14 protein-coding genes are annotated in these 16170 nt (G+C 40.0%); 9 read left to right on the top strand and 5 right to left on the bottom strand.

The genetic code is table 11. From position 1 onward, the window contains the following. Nucleotides 1-108: 108 nt before the first annotated feature. Entirely contained in the window at nucleotides 109-2829 is a 2721-nt protein-coding gene (locus tag H5162_RS16120; protein WP_182731359.1) for an insulinase family protein, read from the bottom strand. 180 nt (nucleotides 2830-3009) lie between these two features. On the opposite strand from H5162_RS16120, the gene sixA reads away from it, so the two are divergent. The 4 genes from sixA (at nucleotide 3010) to H5162_RS16140 (ending at nucleotide 6160) form a co-directional block, all read left to right on the top strand. After that, nucleotides 3010-3486, top strand: coding sequence for a phosphohistidine phosphatase SixA (gene sixA / locus H5162_RS16125; RefSeq protein WP_182731360.1), 477 nt, complete (start codon nucleotides 3010-3012; stop codon nucleotides 3484-3486). A 232-nt stretch (nucleotides 3487-3718) separates the two neighbouring features. Next, nucleotides 3719-4069, top strand: coding sequence for a RidA family protein (locus H5162_RS16130; protein WP_149983028.1), 351 nt, complete (start codon nucleotides 3719-3721; stop codon nucleotides 4067-4069). A 267-nt stretch (nucleotides 4070-4336) separates the two neighbouring features. Continuing rightward, entirely contained in the window at nucleotides 4337-4915 is a 579-nt protein-coding gene (locus tag H5162_RS16135) for a hypothetical protein (protein ID WP_145240375.1), read from the top strand. Nucleotides 4916-5422: 507 nt separating this feature from the next. After that, nucleotides 5423-6160 (top strand): SDR family oxidoreductase, encoded by a 738-nt coding sequence (locus tag H5162_RS16140; RefSeq protein WP_182731362.1) that lies wholly within the window; start codon nucleotides 5423-5425, stop codon nucleotides 6158-6160. A 3-nt stretch (nucleotides 6161-6163) separates the two neighbouring features. Here H5162_RS16140 and H5162_RS16145 read toward each other — a convergent pair whose 3' ends face one another. Together H5162_RS16145 and smrB are read right to left on the bottom strand one after the other, a co-directional pair. After that, nucleotides 6164-7087: an AEC family transporter gene (locus H5162_RS16145; RefSeq protein WP_182778983.1), complete on the bottom strand. Its 924-nt coding sequence runs from the start codon at nucleotides 7085-7087 to the stop codon at nucleotides 6164-6166. 36 nt (nucleotides 7088-7123) lie between these two features. Beyond that, a complete protein-coding gene (gene smrB, locus H5162_RS16150; RefSeq protein WP_145240381.1) occupies nucleotides 7124-7681 on the bottom strand; it encodes an endonuclease SmrB in 558 nt (185 codons plus the stop codon). 147 nt (nucleotides 7682-7828) lie between these two features. On the opposite strand from smrB, the gene prmB reads away from it, so the two are divergent. Together prmB and aroC are read left to right on the top strand one after the other, a co-directional pair. Next, a complete protein-coding gene (prmB, locus tag H5162_RS16155) occupies nucleotides 7829-8764 on the top strand; it encodes a 50S ribosomal protein L3 N(5)-glutamine methyltransferase (RefSeq protein WP_145240383.1) in 936 nt (311 codons plus the stop codon). A 67-nt stretch (nucleotides 8765-8831) separates the two neighbouring features. After that, on the top strand, nucleotides 8832-9929 hold the full coding sequence (gene aroC, locus H5162_RS16160) for a chorismate synthase (RefSeq protein ID WP_145240385.1): 1098 nt from the start codon (nucleotides 8832-8834) through the stop codon (nucleotides 9927-9929). An 81-nt stretch (nucleotides 9930-10010) separates the two neighbouring features. On the opposite strand, the gene H5162_RS16165 is transcribed toward aroC, so the two are convergent. Continuing rightward, a complete protein-coding gene (locus H5162_RS16165; RefSeq protein WP_182778985.1) occupies nucleotides 10011-12020 on the bottom strand; it encodes a fused MFS/spermidine synthase in 2010 nt (669 codons plus the stop codon). A gap of 128 nt (nucleotides 12021-12148) precedes the next feature. Here H5162_RS16165 and H5162_RS16170 point away from each other — a divergent pair, with 128 nt between their 5' ends. Beyond that, the gene (locus H5162_RS16170; protein WP_182778987.1) at nucleotides 12149-14149 is read left to right on the top strand and encodes a winged helix-turn-helix domain-containing protein; all 2001 of its coding nucleotides are present in this window, start codon (nucleotides 12149-12151) and stop codon (nucleotides 14147-14149) included. Between the two features lie 17 nt (nucleotides 14150-14166). Here the strand turns inward: H5162_RS16170 and H5162_RS16175 are convergent, their stop codons facing one another. Further along, on the bottom strand, nucleotides 14167-15012 hold the full coding sequence (locus H5162_RS16175; RefSeq protein ID WP_145240391.1) for a LysR family transcriptional regulator: 846 nt from the start codon (nucleotides 15010-15012) through the stop codon (nucleotides 14167-14169). 109 nt (nucleotides 15013-15121) lie between these two features. Here H5162_RS16175 and H5162_RS16180 point away from each other — a divergent pair, with 109 nt between their 5' ends. After that, nucleotides 15122-15772: a glutathione S-transferase family protein gene (locus H5162_RS16180; RefSeq protein WP_145240393.1), complete on the top strand. Its 651-nt coding sequence runs from the start codon at nucleotides 15122-15124 to the stop codon at nucleotides 15770-15772. Nucleotides 15773-15806: 34 nt separating this feature from the next. Continuing rightward, complete coding sequence (locus H5162_RS16185) at nucleotides 15807-16160, top strand: DUF4112 domain-containing protein (protein ID WP_145240395.1); 354 nt, start codon at nucleotides 15807-15809, stop codon at nucleotides 16158-16160. Nucleotides 16161-16170 lie beyond the last annotated feature (10 nt).

Genomic DNA, 16170 nt, shown 5'->3' on the forward strand with positions numbered 1-16170 from the left:
CAGAGTAATAATGAGGCGAATATGAATGTGTTGAATATTATTTTTATTATTATCATAGGGCACTTCTGTATTTTGCACTTGATAATCTAATTGAAGCACGGTGTTGTGTCAAAGAGAATGAGAAGAAATCAGCTTTTTTGTCGTTTTGTTTGTTTTAGGTACGCTTAGTAGCTCATATCTTGGTCTATGTTCTGCAAATGTCTCGCGAATATAAGTAACTATCTGCGCAAGACTAAGGTTTTCCAATGCTTCTAACAATTTTTGTTGCATATGAAAGTGATGATCTTGATTACCAATGGCAAGCCACAAGCGTTGTGAACGCAGCCGGAGGTTTTTATCTTTTTCGGCGATGTGGGTGGTTAAGCCATGTTTTTGTTGCTGCCATTGCTCTTCATTTAATTGCTCTAATGAAGCAAGGAATTGCTCAAGAAACGCATTATGACGCTCAAAAATCGCGGTTGCACTGTAGTTAGGTGACTGCACGTAGAAGGCGATGCCCGCACGAGTATTAAAGGGCGCATAACCTGCGCCCACTAGGTAGCCTAACTGTTGTTTGGTACGAAGTTCATTAAAGTAATCTTGATTAATAAGATGGTTTAGCGCCATCATTTTTACTTTTTCAACAACGTCATCGGTTTGTGCTTGGTAATAAATAACCATCGCATGATCGCTACAATTTAGGGTCAGTTGCGAGCGGGTTATTTTGTCTATTTCAAATAACGGACGGGTTAGATCTTCAATCGTAGCTGATTTAGCTAAGTGGTGAGCAATCTTTTTTTGAAACTCAATTGCATCACTTTCTCGCCAATTACCGTGCAAAAATGACTCTACATGCAAGGCATTAAAAAACTCGCGGCGAAAACAATTAAACTGATGAAAGCTGGTATCTTTAAGTGCCACAGCAAGCTGCTCTGGTTCTGGATTCCACGGCATTATTTTTGCACCCAGCACGCTAAATAATTCACCAACGGGTTTATTTTGATTGCTGTTACGCCAATGGCGGACTAACTGTTTTTTATACTCGGCAAAACGTTTAGCGCAAATATCGACGTTAAATAACGCTTGGAGTAATTCATCAACTAATTCTAATTGGCTCGATGAGAGTCCCGCAGTGTGCAGGGTTAAACCACCTTGATGTGAGGTTAAGTGATAACTTAAACCAGCTAACTCTGCCGGGTAAAATTGTTCTGCAACACTATCCATAAATAAGTCTGCAAATAGACGAGTAAGTGCCATGTGTTTGATATCTTTAACAGCAAAGTCAGAATCCATCGCCAAATAAAAGTGCCCCTTGGCAACTCGAAAAGTGTTGTCTTGTTTAAACCAAAAATCAAAGCCAGGTTCTTTTACTAATAGTTGTGGGTGATTTTGTGGCTGCTCAACGTCATACAATGACACTTCTTTGGTTAAATAAGGGTTTGCTGTAGGTAATAGCATTTCTGGTAGTGGAGTATTAATTTCGCACAGCGCTTCCAGCCAACAGCTAGAAATACTTTCGATCCGATAGGGCGTGTGATACCACTGAGTGGTATGCTCCGGTTCAACATCAGGATGGATCAACACCAAGCGCATATTATGCGGCGTTAACCATTGCATTGCAGTTTCATGAGCCGTTTGATTAAAACCATCCATGAGATAGTCACCTTGCACATAATTGGCTTCATCGTAGTGTTGCATGTTGATGCTTAAATTACTGACCCAATCGATTAAGCGGGCTTTTTCTTGGTTATCAAAGGCGATTTGTAATAGATTTTTTTTATCTTGATATAAGCGCGGTAATTTATCGATGTTTTGATTAATTAAACAAATATATTCAAACACCATTTCAACGATGTCTTCATAGTATTCAATTCCTTCATCGGTCAGTGCCATGCTGATATTAAAATCTTTAAAGTTGCTACCGTTAATGCCACCTCCAGCAGAGAGGGCATTGATCCAACCTTGCGCTTTTAAAATAGAGTAAAGCGATCCTTGCCCTTCATACCCTAATAAATGCGCAATAAAACTAACGGTTTTATGGCGATAAAAATCATCAATATTAGGCATCGCAAAACTTACTATGAGTTTTTGCATATGCTTATGCGGTTCTATATGCAGTACTTTGCAAAGATCTTGCGCGCGATAAAGTGATGCCTCTATGACGGGTTTTGGTTGCTGCTGACCTTTAATATCATTAAATAATGTAGTTACCCATTGCACCATAGTGTCAATTTCTGCATCAGCGCAGATCACTAGGCTCATCCACTGGGCTTGATAATGGGTGTTAAAAAAATCTCGCAATTCTTTGCTTACACAGCCATTACGATCCGCTAAGGTTTGCTGATTACCCACTGAAAATTTAGCAAATGGATGAGCAGGATTAACGGTTTCTTTGTGTGCTTGATAGATGCGTCGGCCATCGTCTTTTATTTTTAATTTAAATTCTGCATCAATGGCATTACGTTCTTTTTCAGTTTCGCCAGGGTTGAGAGAAGGTGCAATAAAAAACCGGCTAAATTGGCTCAGTGCTTGTGCAAACTCTTGATTGTTAATATCGAAGAAATAACAAGTGTGCTCGGTGCCGGTCCATGCGTTGGTGTTGCCTCCGGATTGGGAAACAAAATTACCAAACCCGCCGGATTCAGGAAATTGGTCTGTGCCTAAAAAAAGCATATGCTCTAAAAAGTGCGCGAGCCCTTGTCTATCAACAGGATCGTCAAAGTGACCAGCATTCACGGCCATCGATGCAGCGGCTTTAGTTGAATCTTTATCTTGCACTAACAGGACTTTTAGACCATTGTCCAGTGTGAGGGCACGGTATGTTCTGTTATCATTGCGGCTGATATTCAAATGATGCTCCTGAAACGTTAAGTTTACTCGTTAACAACAATGATAACTTCAGGGCTGCGATTAAATTGCTTGGCGATTTTTACCTGAATATCATAAGCGAAATGTGTGACGTTGTTTTAATATAGCGGACAAACAGGCAAACTGGCTACTGTTTTATATTCTTTAATCGGTTGATTTTTTATGAAAACAATCTTAATAATGCGCCACGGCGAAGCAACACCGATGCAAGCTGACGATGCAAGTAGAAATTTGACCTCGGTTGGCCAACAACAGGCCGAAAAAATGGGTTTATGGTTGCAAGCAACGCATACCCCAACGGCATTGTTAGTAAGTCCTTACATTCGTGCTCAGCAAACAGCTGAAGGAGTAAAAAAGCATAATGCTTTTTTATTCGAAGAAACTTGCAGCGATATAATCCCTGAAGGCAATCCACAAATTGCCGCCGATTATCTAGAAACTCTCATCGCGATGCATCCACAATGCGATACCTGGTTGGTCGTAGCTCACATGCCAATAGTTAGTTATTTAGTTGACCAATTGAGTGCTGGGAATATGCCGATATTTAACACTGGAGCGGTTGCCGTATTGAGTTACGATGAAAGTCGCCATAAAAGCCAATATTTAAGTATTCACGCTCCCAGCAATGTCGAAATTTAACCTCATACCCAAACCACCTCAAGATACAGAATTCAGCGTTTCACAGGGGCTTAATATCAAGGCGTTACTTTGCAACAATGGCAGTCCCTTTCAAGAAGTAACAACGATGAGAGTAAGTGCCAGTGAAATGCCCAACTGAAACTCGCATCTTGAGGTGACTTGGGTATGTAACCTTGTGTTCAGAACCAAATTTGCTAAATTAGCGACACACTAATTTAGCAAAGACAATTTTATGACAATTGAACGTATTCAAACCGCAACTCGCATGAGTCGTATCGTTAAGCACAATGGTACGGTGTACTTATGTGGCCAAGTATGTGCTGACGCAGAGCAGGGCATCACCGAACAAACGCAAACCATGCTTGATAAAGTTGAGTTACTTTTAAATGAGGCGGGAAGTTCAAAAGAGCATATGCTCAGCGCCACTATTTATGTAAAAAGCATGGATTACTTTGCCGATATGAATGCGGTTTGGGATGCGTGGGTACCAGCAGGTCATGCGCCCGCACGTGCCTGCGTAGAAGCTAAAATGGCCCGCGATGCTTTGCTAGTTGAGATTTCAGTTGTTGCTGCAATCAAGTAACCCACAAGCATTTAAGGACTTAATATATCCAAATTAATGCGATGAATTTGCAGCCTTTGTATTAAAAGAGGTAAAGCTACTACCTCTTTTTTATTTTGCTTTGAGCATCATAATGAAGCAATACTAAAAAATGGTGATTTAGCTATCTTCACCAATTGGCAAGGTCCGTCAGTGCATGTATTGTAAAGACATTGCTGATACTTTTCGATTGCATAATGGGGATGAGTAATTTAACTTAAAATTTACGCTTGCTTTGGGGATTAATTCATGGGGTTGTTTCTTTTAAATAGAAAGTGCTTATTACTTATTGTTTTAACGTTTTCTTTAGTCGCTTGTAGTGATAATTATAATGAAGAGTTTATTACATCAGCTTCTACGCTGAATAAGTCCAAAGCTTTAGCTCAACAGTTAGAAAATTTAAACTTGGTAACCTTAAGTTATCTTAAAGAAGAAATTTTCATCGTTAATAATATTATAATAAATGATAAGAAGAAAACGTATGGTATAGCTCCTGAAGGCGGGTTTTATGAAAGTTACTATATACAATCTGAAAAAAATGCATACGAAAATTGGGACACCATTACGAACAATTTCATCCCTTCTACTATAGTGAAAAGAGAAGATGTACTCGAATTATTATCGGCAATGAAAGCAATCGGCATTACGGATATTTATCATAATAGAACTAATGAAATTTTCACTTTGCAATGGGGAAGTTCAGTGATGAACGGTTATCAAGGTTTAATTTTTGGAGATAAAAGTAGATTAGGTGATGAATACAAAGCTAGTCGGTTTGACGATTTTAAAGAAGTAAATAAAGATACATTTTACTTTGCTGTCAGGTGAGTATTTCCACAGTCCATTCGAACCTTTTTGTTGAGTTGAATTACACTGGCAGTGTCTAAATTACTCCTTTGAATACCTCACGCTTGTTGTCAGTAATGTACGCCCGATGTTTACCTCAACTTAATACCATTTTGATTTAATACATGATCTATTTAAGCTAGAAGAGTTTCTTTCATAAATAACTTGAAACGATTCTATCTCGTTCTTGGAGGAAGCTAAGCCTTTGTTTATAATCAGGTACATTTGAACACTAATTAAATAGTATTGGTGTGATGGCTATAAAGAATTTGCTCAATATATTCCCTGAAGCGGGGATCGCAACATAAAATATCTTTAACAGCGAGGCTATTAATGCCTGTTGCGAGTTTGCTACAATTTTATAAAATCCTGGTGCGCCGATGAAAAATTTAAACGATTGTTTTGAAATAAAGATGACGTTAACCCTTAGCGTCTAAATTCATCACTTAGTGGTCAGTTTTTTTAAATAAGCAAAAACAAGGACAGACAATGAAATCTAACCCAGTAGTACTTATAACCGGAGCAAGCCGAGGAATTGGTGCTGCAACCGCAATTTATTTTGCTCGTCACGGTTATGATGTTTGTATTAATTATAAAAGGAATCAACACAGCGCAGAAAAAATAGCAGAGCAAGCACGCGGCTTTGGTGTAAAAGCCGAAATAGTGCAAGCCGATGTGTCTGATGAAACGCAAGTGCTGACCCTGTTTACAAAAGTAGATGAGTTATTTGGCAAATTAGATGTGCTTATAAATAATGCGGGTATTTTGAAACCGCAAATGCCATTACTTGAGATGGGAGCCTCGCGTATAAATGAAGTGCTAACCACCAATGTAACAAGCGCTTTTTTATGTGCCCGAGAAGCGATTAAGCGAATGCCCAGTGGCGGCAGTATCGTTAATGTATCATCGGCAGCGGCTAAAACCGGTTCACCAAATGAATATATTGATTATGCCGCATCTAAAGGAGCAATGGACACGTTAACCATTGGTTTAGCCAAAGAAGTAGCCAAGTTAGGTATTCGTGTTAACTCAGTGCGCCCAGGGTTAATCTACACCGATATGCACCGCGATGGTGGTGAAGTAAATCGGGTGGAGCGTCTTAAAGACAAGCTGCCATTGGGCCGAGGTGGACAACCTGAGGAAGTTGCCGCTGCAATTTACTTTTTAGCCTCTGAGCAGGCATCGTTTACCACAGGTAGCTTTGTTGATGTAGCTGGCGGTTTGTAAAGGTTAAAGCAATACCGATAACCAAAAACTAAAGCTAATCACACTTAAAACCGTTGACAGTACAACTGCACCGGCTAATGTCACCTGATGTTGACCTATTTGACTGGCAATAAGGTAAGCATTTACACCAACAGGAGAAGCGCTTAATAGCACTAACACGTTCAAAATCTCTCTATCTAGTTCAAATGCGTATGCACCGATTAAAAATACCCCAGCAGGAAGTAAAAAAATCTTCATTAACGAGGCGATTAATGCGGGTTGCCAGTTAGCTGCAATTTTGTAAAACGCTAAGTTGGCGCCTAATACAAATAACGCGCAGGCAATGGCGGGGGTTGCTAAAAGCTCTAAACTCTTTGCTAGATTATCAAACAAAATAATGCCGCTGACATTTAATATTAGCCCGCAGCCGATGCTCAATACAATCGGATTCAGTACCATGCTCTTAGCAAAACTTGACCATGAAAATGCGTGTTCGCTGCCCTTTGCGCCGATTAAATAGGTAAGTGCAAACAGCAATGTGCTATGAAAGGTAATGATCATAAAAGCGATGGCGATCATTTCTTTGCCAAGGGATGCGATGATGATAGGAATGCCCACCAACACCATGTTTGAGTAACTCGACGCTAAGCCAAATACACTGTGTTGTTGATAATTTTTTTGCTTAGCTAAATAAAAGCGGTCAACCAAAATACCTAAGGCAAATACGCTCAGTACAGGAATATAAAAACTCAGAAAGGCCGATAAACTAATACTTTGCTGTAAATCGATTTGCGACATATTTAAAAATAAAAATGCCGGCAGGCTAATGTAAAAAGTAAACTTACTTAGCCCTGCAATGTGTTGCTGTTCAAAAAACTTTAATTTACAACAACTAAAACCAAGCGCAACAATGAAAATCAGCGGAAAGATGATAGAGAAAATATGCACTGCACTGTTGCCTTGAAATAGGGATAACGTTAACGCTTAGCGTCTAAATTCATCACTTTGTGGTAAGTTTATTAAAATAAGTACCGCACCTTTACCACCGTATTCAAGTGGCGCTTGGTGTATTGCTATGACATCTGGATGCTGTACTAAATATTGCGGCACTTTGTGTCTGAGTATATGTCCACCAATACCATGTACTACACACGCACAGTAGTAATGCTTCTTTTTGCACTCATGGATCAGTCCTGCGAGTTCATCTTTTGCCAACTCCTTATTTAAACCATGTAAATCAAGGGTTAAATCAGGTACAAAGTCACCTCGGCGTAACTGCTTTGCTAAAAAACGATCTTGACCGTCTTGCACATAATTAACCGTTCCGTTGGTATCAATATCTGGCACATATTCATCAGAAAAGAAAAATTCTGCCTGATGTTGCTTTTTTTGCTGGGCAAACAGCTTAGCTTGTGAGATTTTAGGTTTGTTAGCAAAGCGATGCGTGTCTTGTTTAAATACACGGGCACCATTAATACTTTGACGAAACATATCGATGTCGTCAGGGCTAATATCTGCGTTTGAGAGAGGATCTTTTTTCATAGCGGCAGTCTAAACAAAAAAACGCTAGAAATCGAGTGAAAACAGAGTAAAAACTGTGTAAAAAAGCGTTACAATAGGGCAATCATGGGGCCTTAATTGCGCCTCGATTGAATTGATATTTTCTAAAGCAGCAGGTAGATAACGAATATGAGCGAATTATTAATAGAAGAAGCAACCTTAGATGAAGCTGTAGCAGAACTGTCAACGTTACACGATTGGCTACGGTGGACCACGAGTCAATTTGCCAGCAGTGGTATTTTCTTTGGTCATGGAACTGATAACGCATGGGATGAAGCAGTCAACTTGTTACTGCCCGCGTTAAGCTTACCCATTGATGCACCAAAAGAATTAATGCATGCCCGGTTAACTAGCACCGAAAAAAACCGCCTTGCGGGATTAATTGCAGAACGTATAAATGATTTCACGCCAGTACCTTATCTGACTAATATTGCATGGTTTGCTAATATGCCATTTTATGTCGATGAGCGCGTATTGATCCCACGTTCACCTTTTGCAGAGTTAATACATAATCGCTTTTCACCTTGGCTAGCTGAGCCTGAATCGGTAAATCGTATTTTAGATTTATGTACCGGTTCTGGTTGTATCGCGATTGCATTAGCACAAACTTTTGCAGAAGCGCAGGTTGATGCCGTTGATATTTCTTATGAAGCACTCGAAGTTGCTGATATCAATATCACTGATTATCAGTTAAGTGACCGTGTATTACCTATTCAATCCGACGTATTCAGCGGTGTACCAGGGCAGAAATATGACCTGATCGTGGCAAACCCTCCGTATGTAGACGCCGAAGATATGGCTGATTTACCGCGTGAGTTCCACCATGAGCCAGAGCTTGGTTTAGCATCAGGCCATGATGGTCTTGATGTAACCCGTACTATTTTGAGTGAAGCGGCCGATCATCTAACTGATAACGGTTTGTTATTTGTCGAAGTTGGTAATTCTATGGTACACATGGATGCCCTTTATCCAAATGCGCCTTTTGAATGGGTTGAGTTTGAGCAAGGTGGATTTGGCGTATTTGTGATCAGCAAAAAACAACTCGTTGCATATTTCGCAGACTGATCACCACAAAAATCAAAGCCGAGCCTTAGGCTCGGTACTTAGTAGTCATTAGGAATGAGGAAAGTTAATGGCAGGTAATAGCATCGGGCAGTTATTTAAAGTGTCCACCTTTGGCGAAAGCCACGGCGTCGCCTTAGGCGGTGTTGTGGATGGCACGCCAGCAGGCCTTGAAATCACTGAGGCAGATTTACAAATCGATTTAGATCGTCGTAAGCCAGGGCAAAGCCGTTACACTACGCAGCGCCGTGAGAGCGATCAAATTAAAATTTTAGCGGGTGTTTTTGAAGGTAAAACCACCGGCACCAGTATTGGTTTATTAATTGAAAATACCGACCAACGCTCACAAGATTATGGCAAAATTAAAGACGTATTTCGCCCAGGTCATGGTGACTACACGTACTGGCATAAATACGGCCTACGCGATTATCGCGGTGGTGGCCGTTCATCTGCTCGCGAAACCGCTATTCGTGTTGCCGCAGGCGCTATTGCTAAAAAGTATCTAAAGCAATTTCATGGTATTGAAGTACGTGCGTGTTTGAGTCAACTTGGGCCAATTAAAGCTGAAAATTACGATTGGGATGAAGTTGAAAATAATCTTTTCTTTTTCCCAGATGCAAGCAAGTTAGACGCGCTTGACGACTATATGCGCGACCTTAAAAAACAAGGTGACTCAGTCGGCGCGAAGGTAAAAGTAGTGGCTAAGAATGTACCTGTTGGTTTAGGTGAGCCGGTATTTGACCGCCTTGATGCAGAACTTGCCCACTCACTGATGAGTATTAACGCAGTAAAAGGCGTTGAAATTGGCGACGGCTTTGATGTGGTTGAGCAAAAAGGCTCTGAGCATCGTGATGAGTTAACCCCTGATGGCTTTACCTCAAATCATGCCGGTGGGGTGCTTGCAGGTATCTCTACAGGGCAAGATATAATCGCGTCAATTGCACTCAAACCGACATCAAGTATTACGATCCCCGGTAATAGTATTAACACGAGTAATGAATCGGTTGAGATGATCACCAAAGGCCGTCACGACCCATGTGTTGGCATTCGTGCAATCCCGATTGCCGAGGCGATGATGGCCATTACTTTAATGGATCATTTACTACGTCAACGTGGTCAAAACCCGCATGTTCATCATGAGCATGGGCCAATAAATGGCTCTGTTTAGGGTTTAGTTAAAAGCATTTAGAATTATTTAAAAGCGCGATGTTAATCGCGCTTTTTTGTTGTGGTTATTTTAAGATAGACATCAAAGTTTCAGGAGCGGGATCAGGCTGTGTTTTTGATCTGTCCATTGCGCCAAATGTACTGTTGAATAAGGTGTTATCGGTGATAAGTCTGTCATGGCTATCGAATTTAAAAATGCTTGGTTATTCGTCATTACGACCCATTGTGAGCCTAACTGCGTACCGCTATAGTTAAATTTGATCAGAGATTTATCGAAGCGCTTACTGTGAGCTTGGAGCACTGGCATCAAATCAATATGATTATTGGATATATGGATAATTAATAAGCCGCCTTTTGTTAGTCGCTGCCAATATAACTGAAAAGCTTCTTCAGTCAGTAAATGGGTAGGAATAACATCACTTGAAAAAGCATCAATAATTAACGCATTCATTAACGGTGCATTATTTTTTTGCTCTTTAGTTAAGGTGATTCTGCCATCGCCAATAGCCACATCAATACGTGCAGGGCTATCTGTTAAATATGAAAAATAATTCATGGCCATGTTGTAAACCGCAGGATTAAGTTCATAAAAGCGGATTTTATCGAACTTATCGCCAAACTTTGCTAAAACTCCAGCACCTAAACCAATAATACCTATATTTAAATCATGTTGCTTTTTTAATGCTGACAATGATTTAGCGATACCAGTATGGTGATGGTAATAGCTGTTTGTGAGTTCAGTTTGTTTATTAAGTGGCTGTGAGCCATGAATCGTTGTGCCATCGATTAGGCGTCGTTCAGCAAGATCAGACGTTGTAATGTCTTTGACAGTGACATAACCGTAAAAATTTCTCTCAGACGCTAAGTTGTATTGATTAAAATTAACAAAAAGATAGCTATATCCTGTGCCCCAAATAACCAGCGTAGCCAGTAAAGCTATTTTATAGCAAGAGGACGTTTTCGTCGTCTGGGTGAGTAGCGTGTATATAAATAATGAAAGCGCTACAGCTAACGCCACAATGAATTCTGTTATTTGTTCAAACAGTAGCGGTGCGACTAAGGCACTGAGTAAACTGCCGATCACTCCTCCTAAAGCGATATATAAATAAAATACAGTAAGCAGTGAGCCATCTGGCGCGAGTTTTCGAAGTTCACCATGACAGATCATACAAACAATGAATAAAATAAAGCTGTAGATCACCAGTTGAGCTAAAGCATTAAATTGGCTGCCAAGGAAAAACATCATCAGCCCTGCGAATGCGCTAAATATTAATAAGTACGTCCAATGGGCGCGATTATAGCTTTTTGCGGATGCAAACGCATAACTGAAGGTCAGCAAATATATTACCAATGGTAAAGCCCATATCAGAGGCATAGGCGGGATGTTGATGCTGATCATCTGAGTTGTCGCGATCAACATCATTGAACTGGTTGCTGAGAACGCAATCCACAGCCAATTAGGTTTGACGAGCAAAGTCGTTTTTGACTTAGTAATAGCTTTATCAGCGATACTGCCATTACTAAATAATACATAAATTAGGCACAATAACAGTATGCAGTATGCAAATAACCCCACTGTCCAATAGCTCTTTTGCTCATCGATTGAAAATAAAACTTCAAAAATAAATGGGTAACTCAGCAAAGCAAGTAGTGAACCCAGATTCGAAAGCGAATACCATTGATAAGGTACAGTCATAGCGGTCGATTCAATATACCAGCGCTGCAATAGTACGCTGGTGGCACTTAGTAACATAAAGACTAAGCCAACCTGTAAAAACAATTTAGCAATCACTGACCACGCTGGTGTTAGTGATAAAAATAGACTGACTTCAATTGTGTTAAAAGTAATGATGCTCGATACAGCCACTAACAATGTGTGTATAAATAATTGTCGTTTGAGCTGATAACGGCTTAACAAATGAGCATATAAATAGCCGAGTAACAGCATGCTTTGATAAAAAAATAGGCTGGTTGACCAAACCGAAGCGCCACCGCCAAACTCGGGTAGTAGCTCTTTAGATAAGATAGGTTGAATTTGAAAGAGTAGAAACGCGCTCACAAAAATAATGAATGTCGATAATATCCGTTGCATCTTTTTTATTACTTAGTAAATGGTGCCTAACCATTAACTGAACTAATTAATGCGGCAATGTAATAACCCTTGAGTTTATCTTAAGAAAATCTTAATCTATGATTTGTATGAATTTATTGGAGTTGTAAGTGGGTAGGTTTCGAATCGGGAATTTTGACGTCGATGTTAGCCGTGGTAAAATTTCCTCAGCTGAAGGCGTACAAATTGTCGAACCTAAGGTTATGGATGTGCTCCAATTTTTGTACTCTCATAGGGGCAATGTGGTTAGCCAGGAAGAAATTTTTGCAGCTGTGTGGCCTAATTCAGTGTTTAGCCCAAGTAATGTGCAACGCAATATTGCACTGCTTAGGAAAGCATTAAATGAAGATTCTAAAAATCCACAATTCATCATTACCCACCCGAAACGGGGTTATTGCCTTGAGCTTAACGAACAAACACGTTCTCACTGTGTAAAGTGGCCGTTGTTGGCTTTTATTGCCGTGACAATTGTATGTTTGGTTGGTGGTTGGTTCGCATTTACAACGCAGGTTGTTAAAACTGATTTCTCTGCGTTGGTGCCTGTAACATCAAATGAAGCCAATGAATCCTCTCAATCGCAATCTAATAACGGCAATTATTTAGCATTTGTTCGCGGTGACAATGATAATCAGCATATCTGGCTAAAAGAATTAACGACAGGTAAAGAGGTACAATTATCCCAGCACCCATCGACCTACTATAGTCTAGGCTGGAGTCCGGATAATCGCGCATTGGCTTTTATAGAAAAACAAAATGATGTTAGCCAATTAGCGTATTTTAATTTAGACATGGTAACTCTAACGAGTTTAAATTACGCCAACGTACTGGAATTTAAAGAATATTTAGTTACCAGCCAGCAATTACAATGGACTAATAACAATCAGGTTTATTTTATTGAGCGACGAAAACATAAAAATGATACGCAGCTTTCGACCGTCAATATAGAAACTAAACAAAAACAGGTAATCAAAGCCTCAATGGGTCAAGACTGGTTAAAGTTACATGCGTTGTCGCCAGATCAAACGCAACTAGCGCTTGGTTATGAAGCAGGACAAAATAACTACCGTATTGAAATACTGAATTTAACGGATAATAGTAGTAAAACAATTGCCGTTATTGAAGATGGTATTCAGGGGCTTAGTTGGCACCCAAGTGGTGAATACTTGCTGATAAGCAACACAAATAATCTATTACTTATTGATCGTCAGGGCAACTCAACTGATATCGAATTTAATAATTATCAAGTTATTCGAGATGCTGCATTCACGCCATCTGGTGAGGAGATATTGATGGAGCTTGTAAATATTGATGTTGATATTTTGCGTGCAACTGGTGCAACACCTCAGCAGTATGAAAAGCTCGTCGATACCTCGTCGGTTGATTTTTTGCCGGTATTCTCACCTGATTCAACTAAGTTTGTCTTTGAATCCCATCGTTTTGGTTTAAAACAGCTATTTTTATATGAGCAAGGTAAACAAACGCTGATTTTTGCAAACCCTAATAATGAAGAACTGTTTGGGGTTGTTTGGTCAAAAAATGGCGAAGAAGTGATCACCGCAAGCAAAGATAAACTGTTTCGAATTGATTTAAAAAGTGGCGATTATCAAGAAATAGCCCACCATCATCATTCGTTTTATCTCAGAGAGAAGTTTTATAATGAAGATGCGATCTTGGTTTCATATCGCGCTGACGATGGCGTTACATTTCACCCAGCAAAATTAGACATGCAAACATTAAGTTTATCGCCATTCACTGGCCAAGGAGAGCGGCTGGCTTGTTATGCAATGGCTTTAGACAAACACGATCAGATTTATTTTTCAAATAACAAACAGGTATTTCGACTCGATCAAGATGGCAATTTTGCTCAAGTATGGCACGCAGATGATAGTGATATTATTGGTCTGGCGGTCGATGAGCAAACGTTGAGTATTACCTTAGAGCAAGAAGATGGTTATGAGCTTAATATGCTTGATTTACAAAGCGCTCACTCAGAAATACGCCATATCGCGAACGAGAAAGGTAATATGTTAATTAATGCTTCACACGATAATACGCAACTTTTATATCTTACTGAGCCAAAGCGAAAACGCACCTTAGTAAGGCTGCGATAGTCTTTAAAACCCAAGATTCACAAGGTAAGTGCATAATCTGCTGCTATTAGCTTTACTAACTCTCGTTTTATCGGGTTATGAGCGTGGTTTGCGTGTAATAGTACGATATCAATAACGGGCAAGGGCGGCAGAGTTGAGTCAGTAACCGTCACCAGCTCCTGAGTGTTACTTACCTCAGCCATCACACCAACGGCTAGATTGGCTTTTACTAATGCTGTGAGCGCACTGAGCGAGCCGCAGCAAGCAACAATGTTAAATGGGCGTTCAGCCTTTAGTAACCCTTCAATAGCCGCTTGATGAAATTTACAATCTCGTTGAAATATTGCAACTGGCAGGGTCATAGCGGATTGATAGTTAAATTCGGCACTTTTAACCCACACACCTTTGCTTGATTCTAAAAAATAACCTTCTTCAGAGCTGGGCGAGCGCGTCGCAATCACCATGTCTAGCAAGCCTTGATCTAGCTGTGTTTTGAGCTGGTTGGTCGGCGCGCAACTGATTTGTAAATCAAGTTGCGGTATATGTTTATGTAATAAAGCCACAACTTTAGGTAATACTGTGCCTGCATAATCGTCAGGACATGCTAAGCGCACGCGAGTTTGCCCACCACCGGTTTTAAGTTGTTTATAGGCTTCATCATGCAGTGCTAATAATTGTTTTGCGTAGCTGGCTAAGTGAACGCCACTTGACGATAGTACAAGCTGCCTGCCTTGTTTGATAAATAATGGATTACCCAGCTCTTGTTCGAGCTTTTTCATTTGCATGCTCACTGCCGATTGGGTGCGGCATACTTGTTGAGCAGCGCGAGTAAAGCTGCCCGTTTCAACAAAAGCGCAAAAAGTACGTAGGGCGTCTAAATCCATATTTAACTCATCTATCAATTTTACTTATGTATTGTATAAAAACTATTGGTAAGTAATTAATTTACTACTGCTCTATATTAGGGATATTAAACACTACTAAGGAACGCAAATGCAATTATTTATCGGTAATAAAAACTATTCGACATGGTCGCTTAGAGCATGGTATTTAATGAGTAAATTCAATGTTATTTTTACTGAGAAACAACTCGTATTAGACACCCCTGAGTTTTATGAAACGCTTAAAAACAGTTTTGCAGTACAGAAAGTACCCGCCTTAGTCGATGGCGACTTGCAGGTATGGGATTCATTGGCAATTTGTGAATACATCAATGATGCTTATTTATCTAATACAGCTTGGCCTATTGATACTGCGCAGCGAGCGACAGCCCGCAGTTTAAGCGCTGAAATGCATACCGGCTTTATGGCGCTGCGTAATGAAATGCCAATGAATATTCGTGCAACTCGCCTAATTGAGTTATCTGCGGCGGCTAAAAAAGACATTAGCCGCATTGATGAAATATTTAGCCAGCAACAACGTAGTTACCCAAATGCGTGGTTGTTTGGTGAGTTTAGTATCGCAGATGCTATGTATGCGCCTGTAGTACTTAGGTTAAAAACCTACCAAATATCACTTTCAGCTTTGGCGGAGCATTATTGTCAGCATGTTTTAAGTTGCCCTACATTACAACAGTGGATCACCGAAGCGCTAAAAGAAACAGATATTGTTGCTTGCGATGAAGCAGGGGTTGATGTTACTTAAAGTAACTTGCCAAGCGCTAAGGTTATGAGGATGTATGGAACAGATTAAGCTATCACACCAAGATACATTAAAGCGGCTAGAAAGGTTTAGTCGCTTTACCGACAGCAGTATTGGCATTCCTTTTACTCGGTTTAAGTTTGGCGTAGAGGCACTGATCGGTATTCTGCCTGGTATTGGAGATCTAGCTGGGCTAATTTTATCTAGCTATATTCTATTTGAAGCCCAGCGCCTAGGAGTTAGTAAGCGTATAAAATTACGTATCGTAATAAATATGTTGATTGATTTTTTTGGTGGCCTAATTCCGCTTGTCGGTGATATTTTTGACGCTTACTTTAAAGCAAATACCCGCAATACCCGTCTACTGAAACGCTACTTAGTAAAACAATAACGATAAAAAT

This window comes from Pseudoalteromonas sp. SR41-8 (assembly GCF_014163915.1).
Classification (GTDB): domain Bacteria; phylum Pseudomonadota; class Gammaproteobacteria; order Enterobacterales; family Alteromonadaceae; genus Pseudoalteromonas; species Pseudoalteromonas rhizosphaerae.

What these genes read in the sequence shown, in the direction of transcription:
- prmB (WP_145240383.1), top strand. Translation starts at nt 7,829, where the DNA reads ATGAGCGAATTATTAATAGAAGAAGCAACCTTAGATGAAGCTGTAGCA.
- sixA (WP_182731360.1), top strand. Translation starts at nt 3,010, where the DNA reads ATGAAAACAATCTTAATAATGCGCCACGGCGAAGCAACACCGATGCAA.
- H5162_RS16180 (WP_145240393.1), top strand. Translation starts at nt 15,122, where the DNA reads ATGCAATTATTTATCGGTAATAAAAACTATTCGACATGGTCGCTTAGA.
- H5162_RS16135 (WP_145240375.1), top strand. Translation starts at nt 4,337, where the DNA reads ATGGGGTTGTTTCTTTTAAATAGAAAGTGCTTATTACTTATTGTTTTA.
- H5162_RS16185 (WP_145240395.1), top strand. Translation starts at nt 15,807, where the DNA reads ATGGAACAGATTAAGCTATCACACCAAGATACATTAAAGCGGCTAGAA.
- aroC (WP_145240385.1), top strand. Translation starts at nt 8,832, where the DNA reads ATGGCAGGTAATAGCATCGGGCAGTTATTTAAAGTGTCCACCTTTGGC.
- H5162_RS16175 (WP_145240391.1), bottom strand. Translation starts at nt 15,012, where the DNA reads ATGGATTTAGACGCCCTACGTACTTTTTGCGCTTTTGTTGAAACGGGC.
- smrB (WP_145240381.1), bottom strand. Translation starts at nt 7,681, where the DNA reads ATGAAAAAAGATCCTCTCTCAAACGCAGATATTAGCCCTGACGACATC.
- H5162_RS16140 (WP_182731362.1), top strand. Translation starts at nt 5,423, where the DNA reads ATGAAATCTAACCCAGTAGTACTTATAACCGGAGCAAGCCGAGGAATT.
- H5162_RS16165 (WP_182778985.1), bottom strand. Translation starts at nt 12,020, where the DNA reads ATGCAACGGATATTATCGACATTCATTATTTTTGTGAGCGCGTTTCTA.
- H5162_RS16130 (WP_149983028.1), top strand. Translation starts at nt 3,719, where the DNA reads ATGACAATTGAACGTATTCAAACCGCAACTCGCATGAGTCGTATCGTT.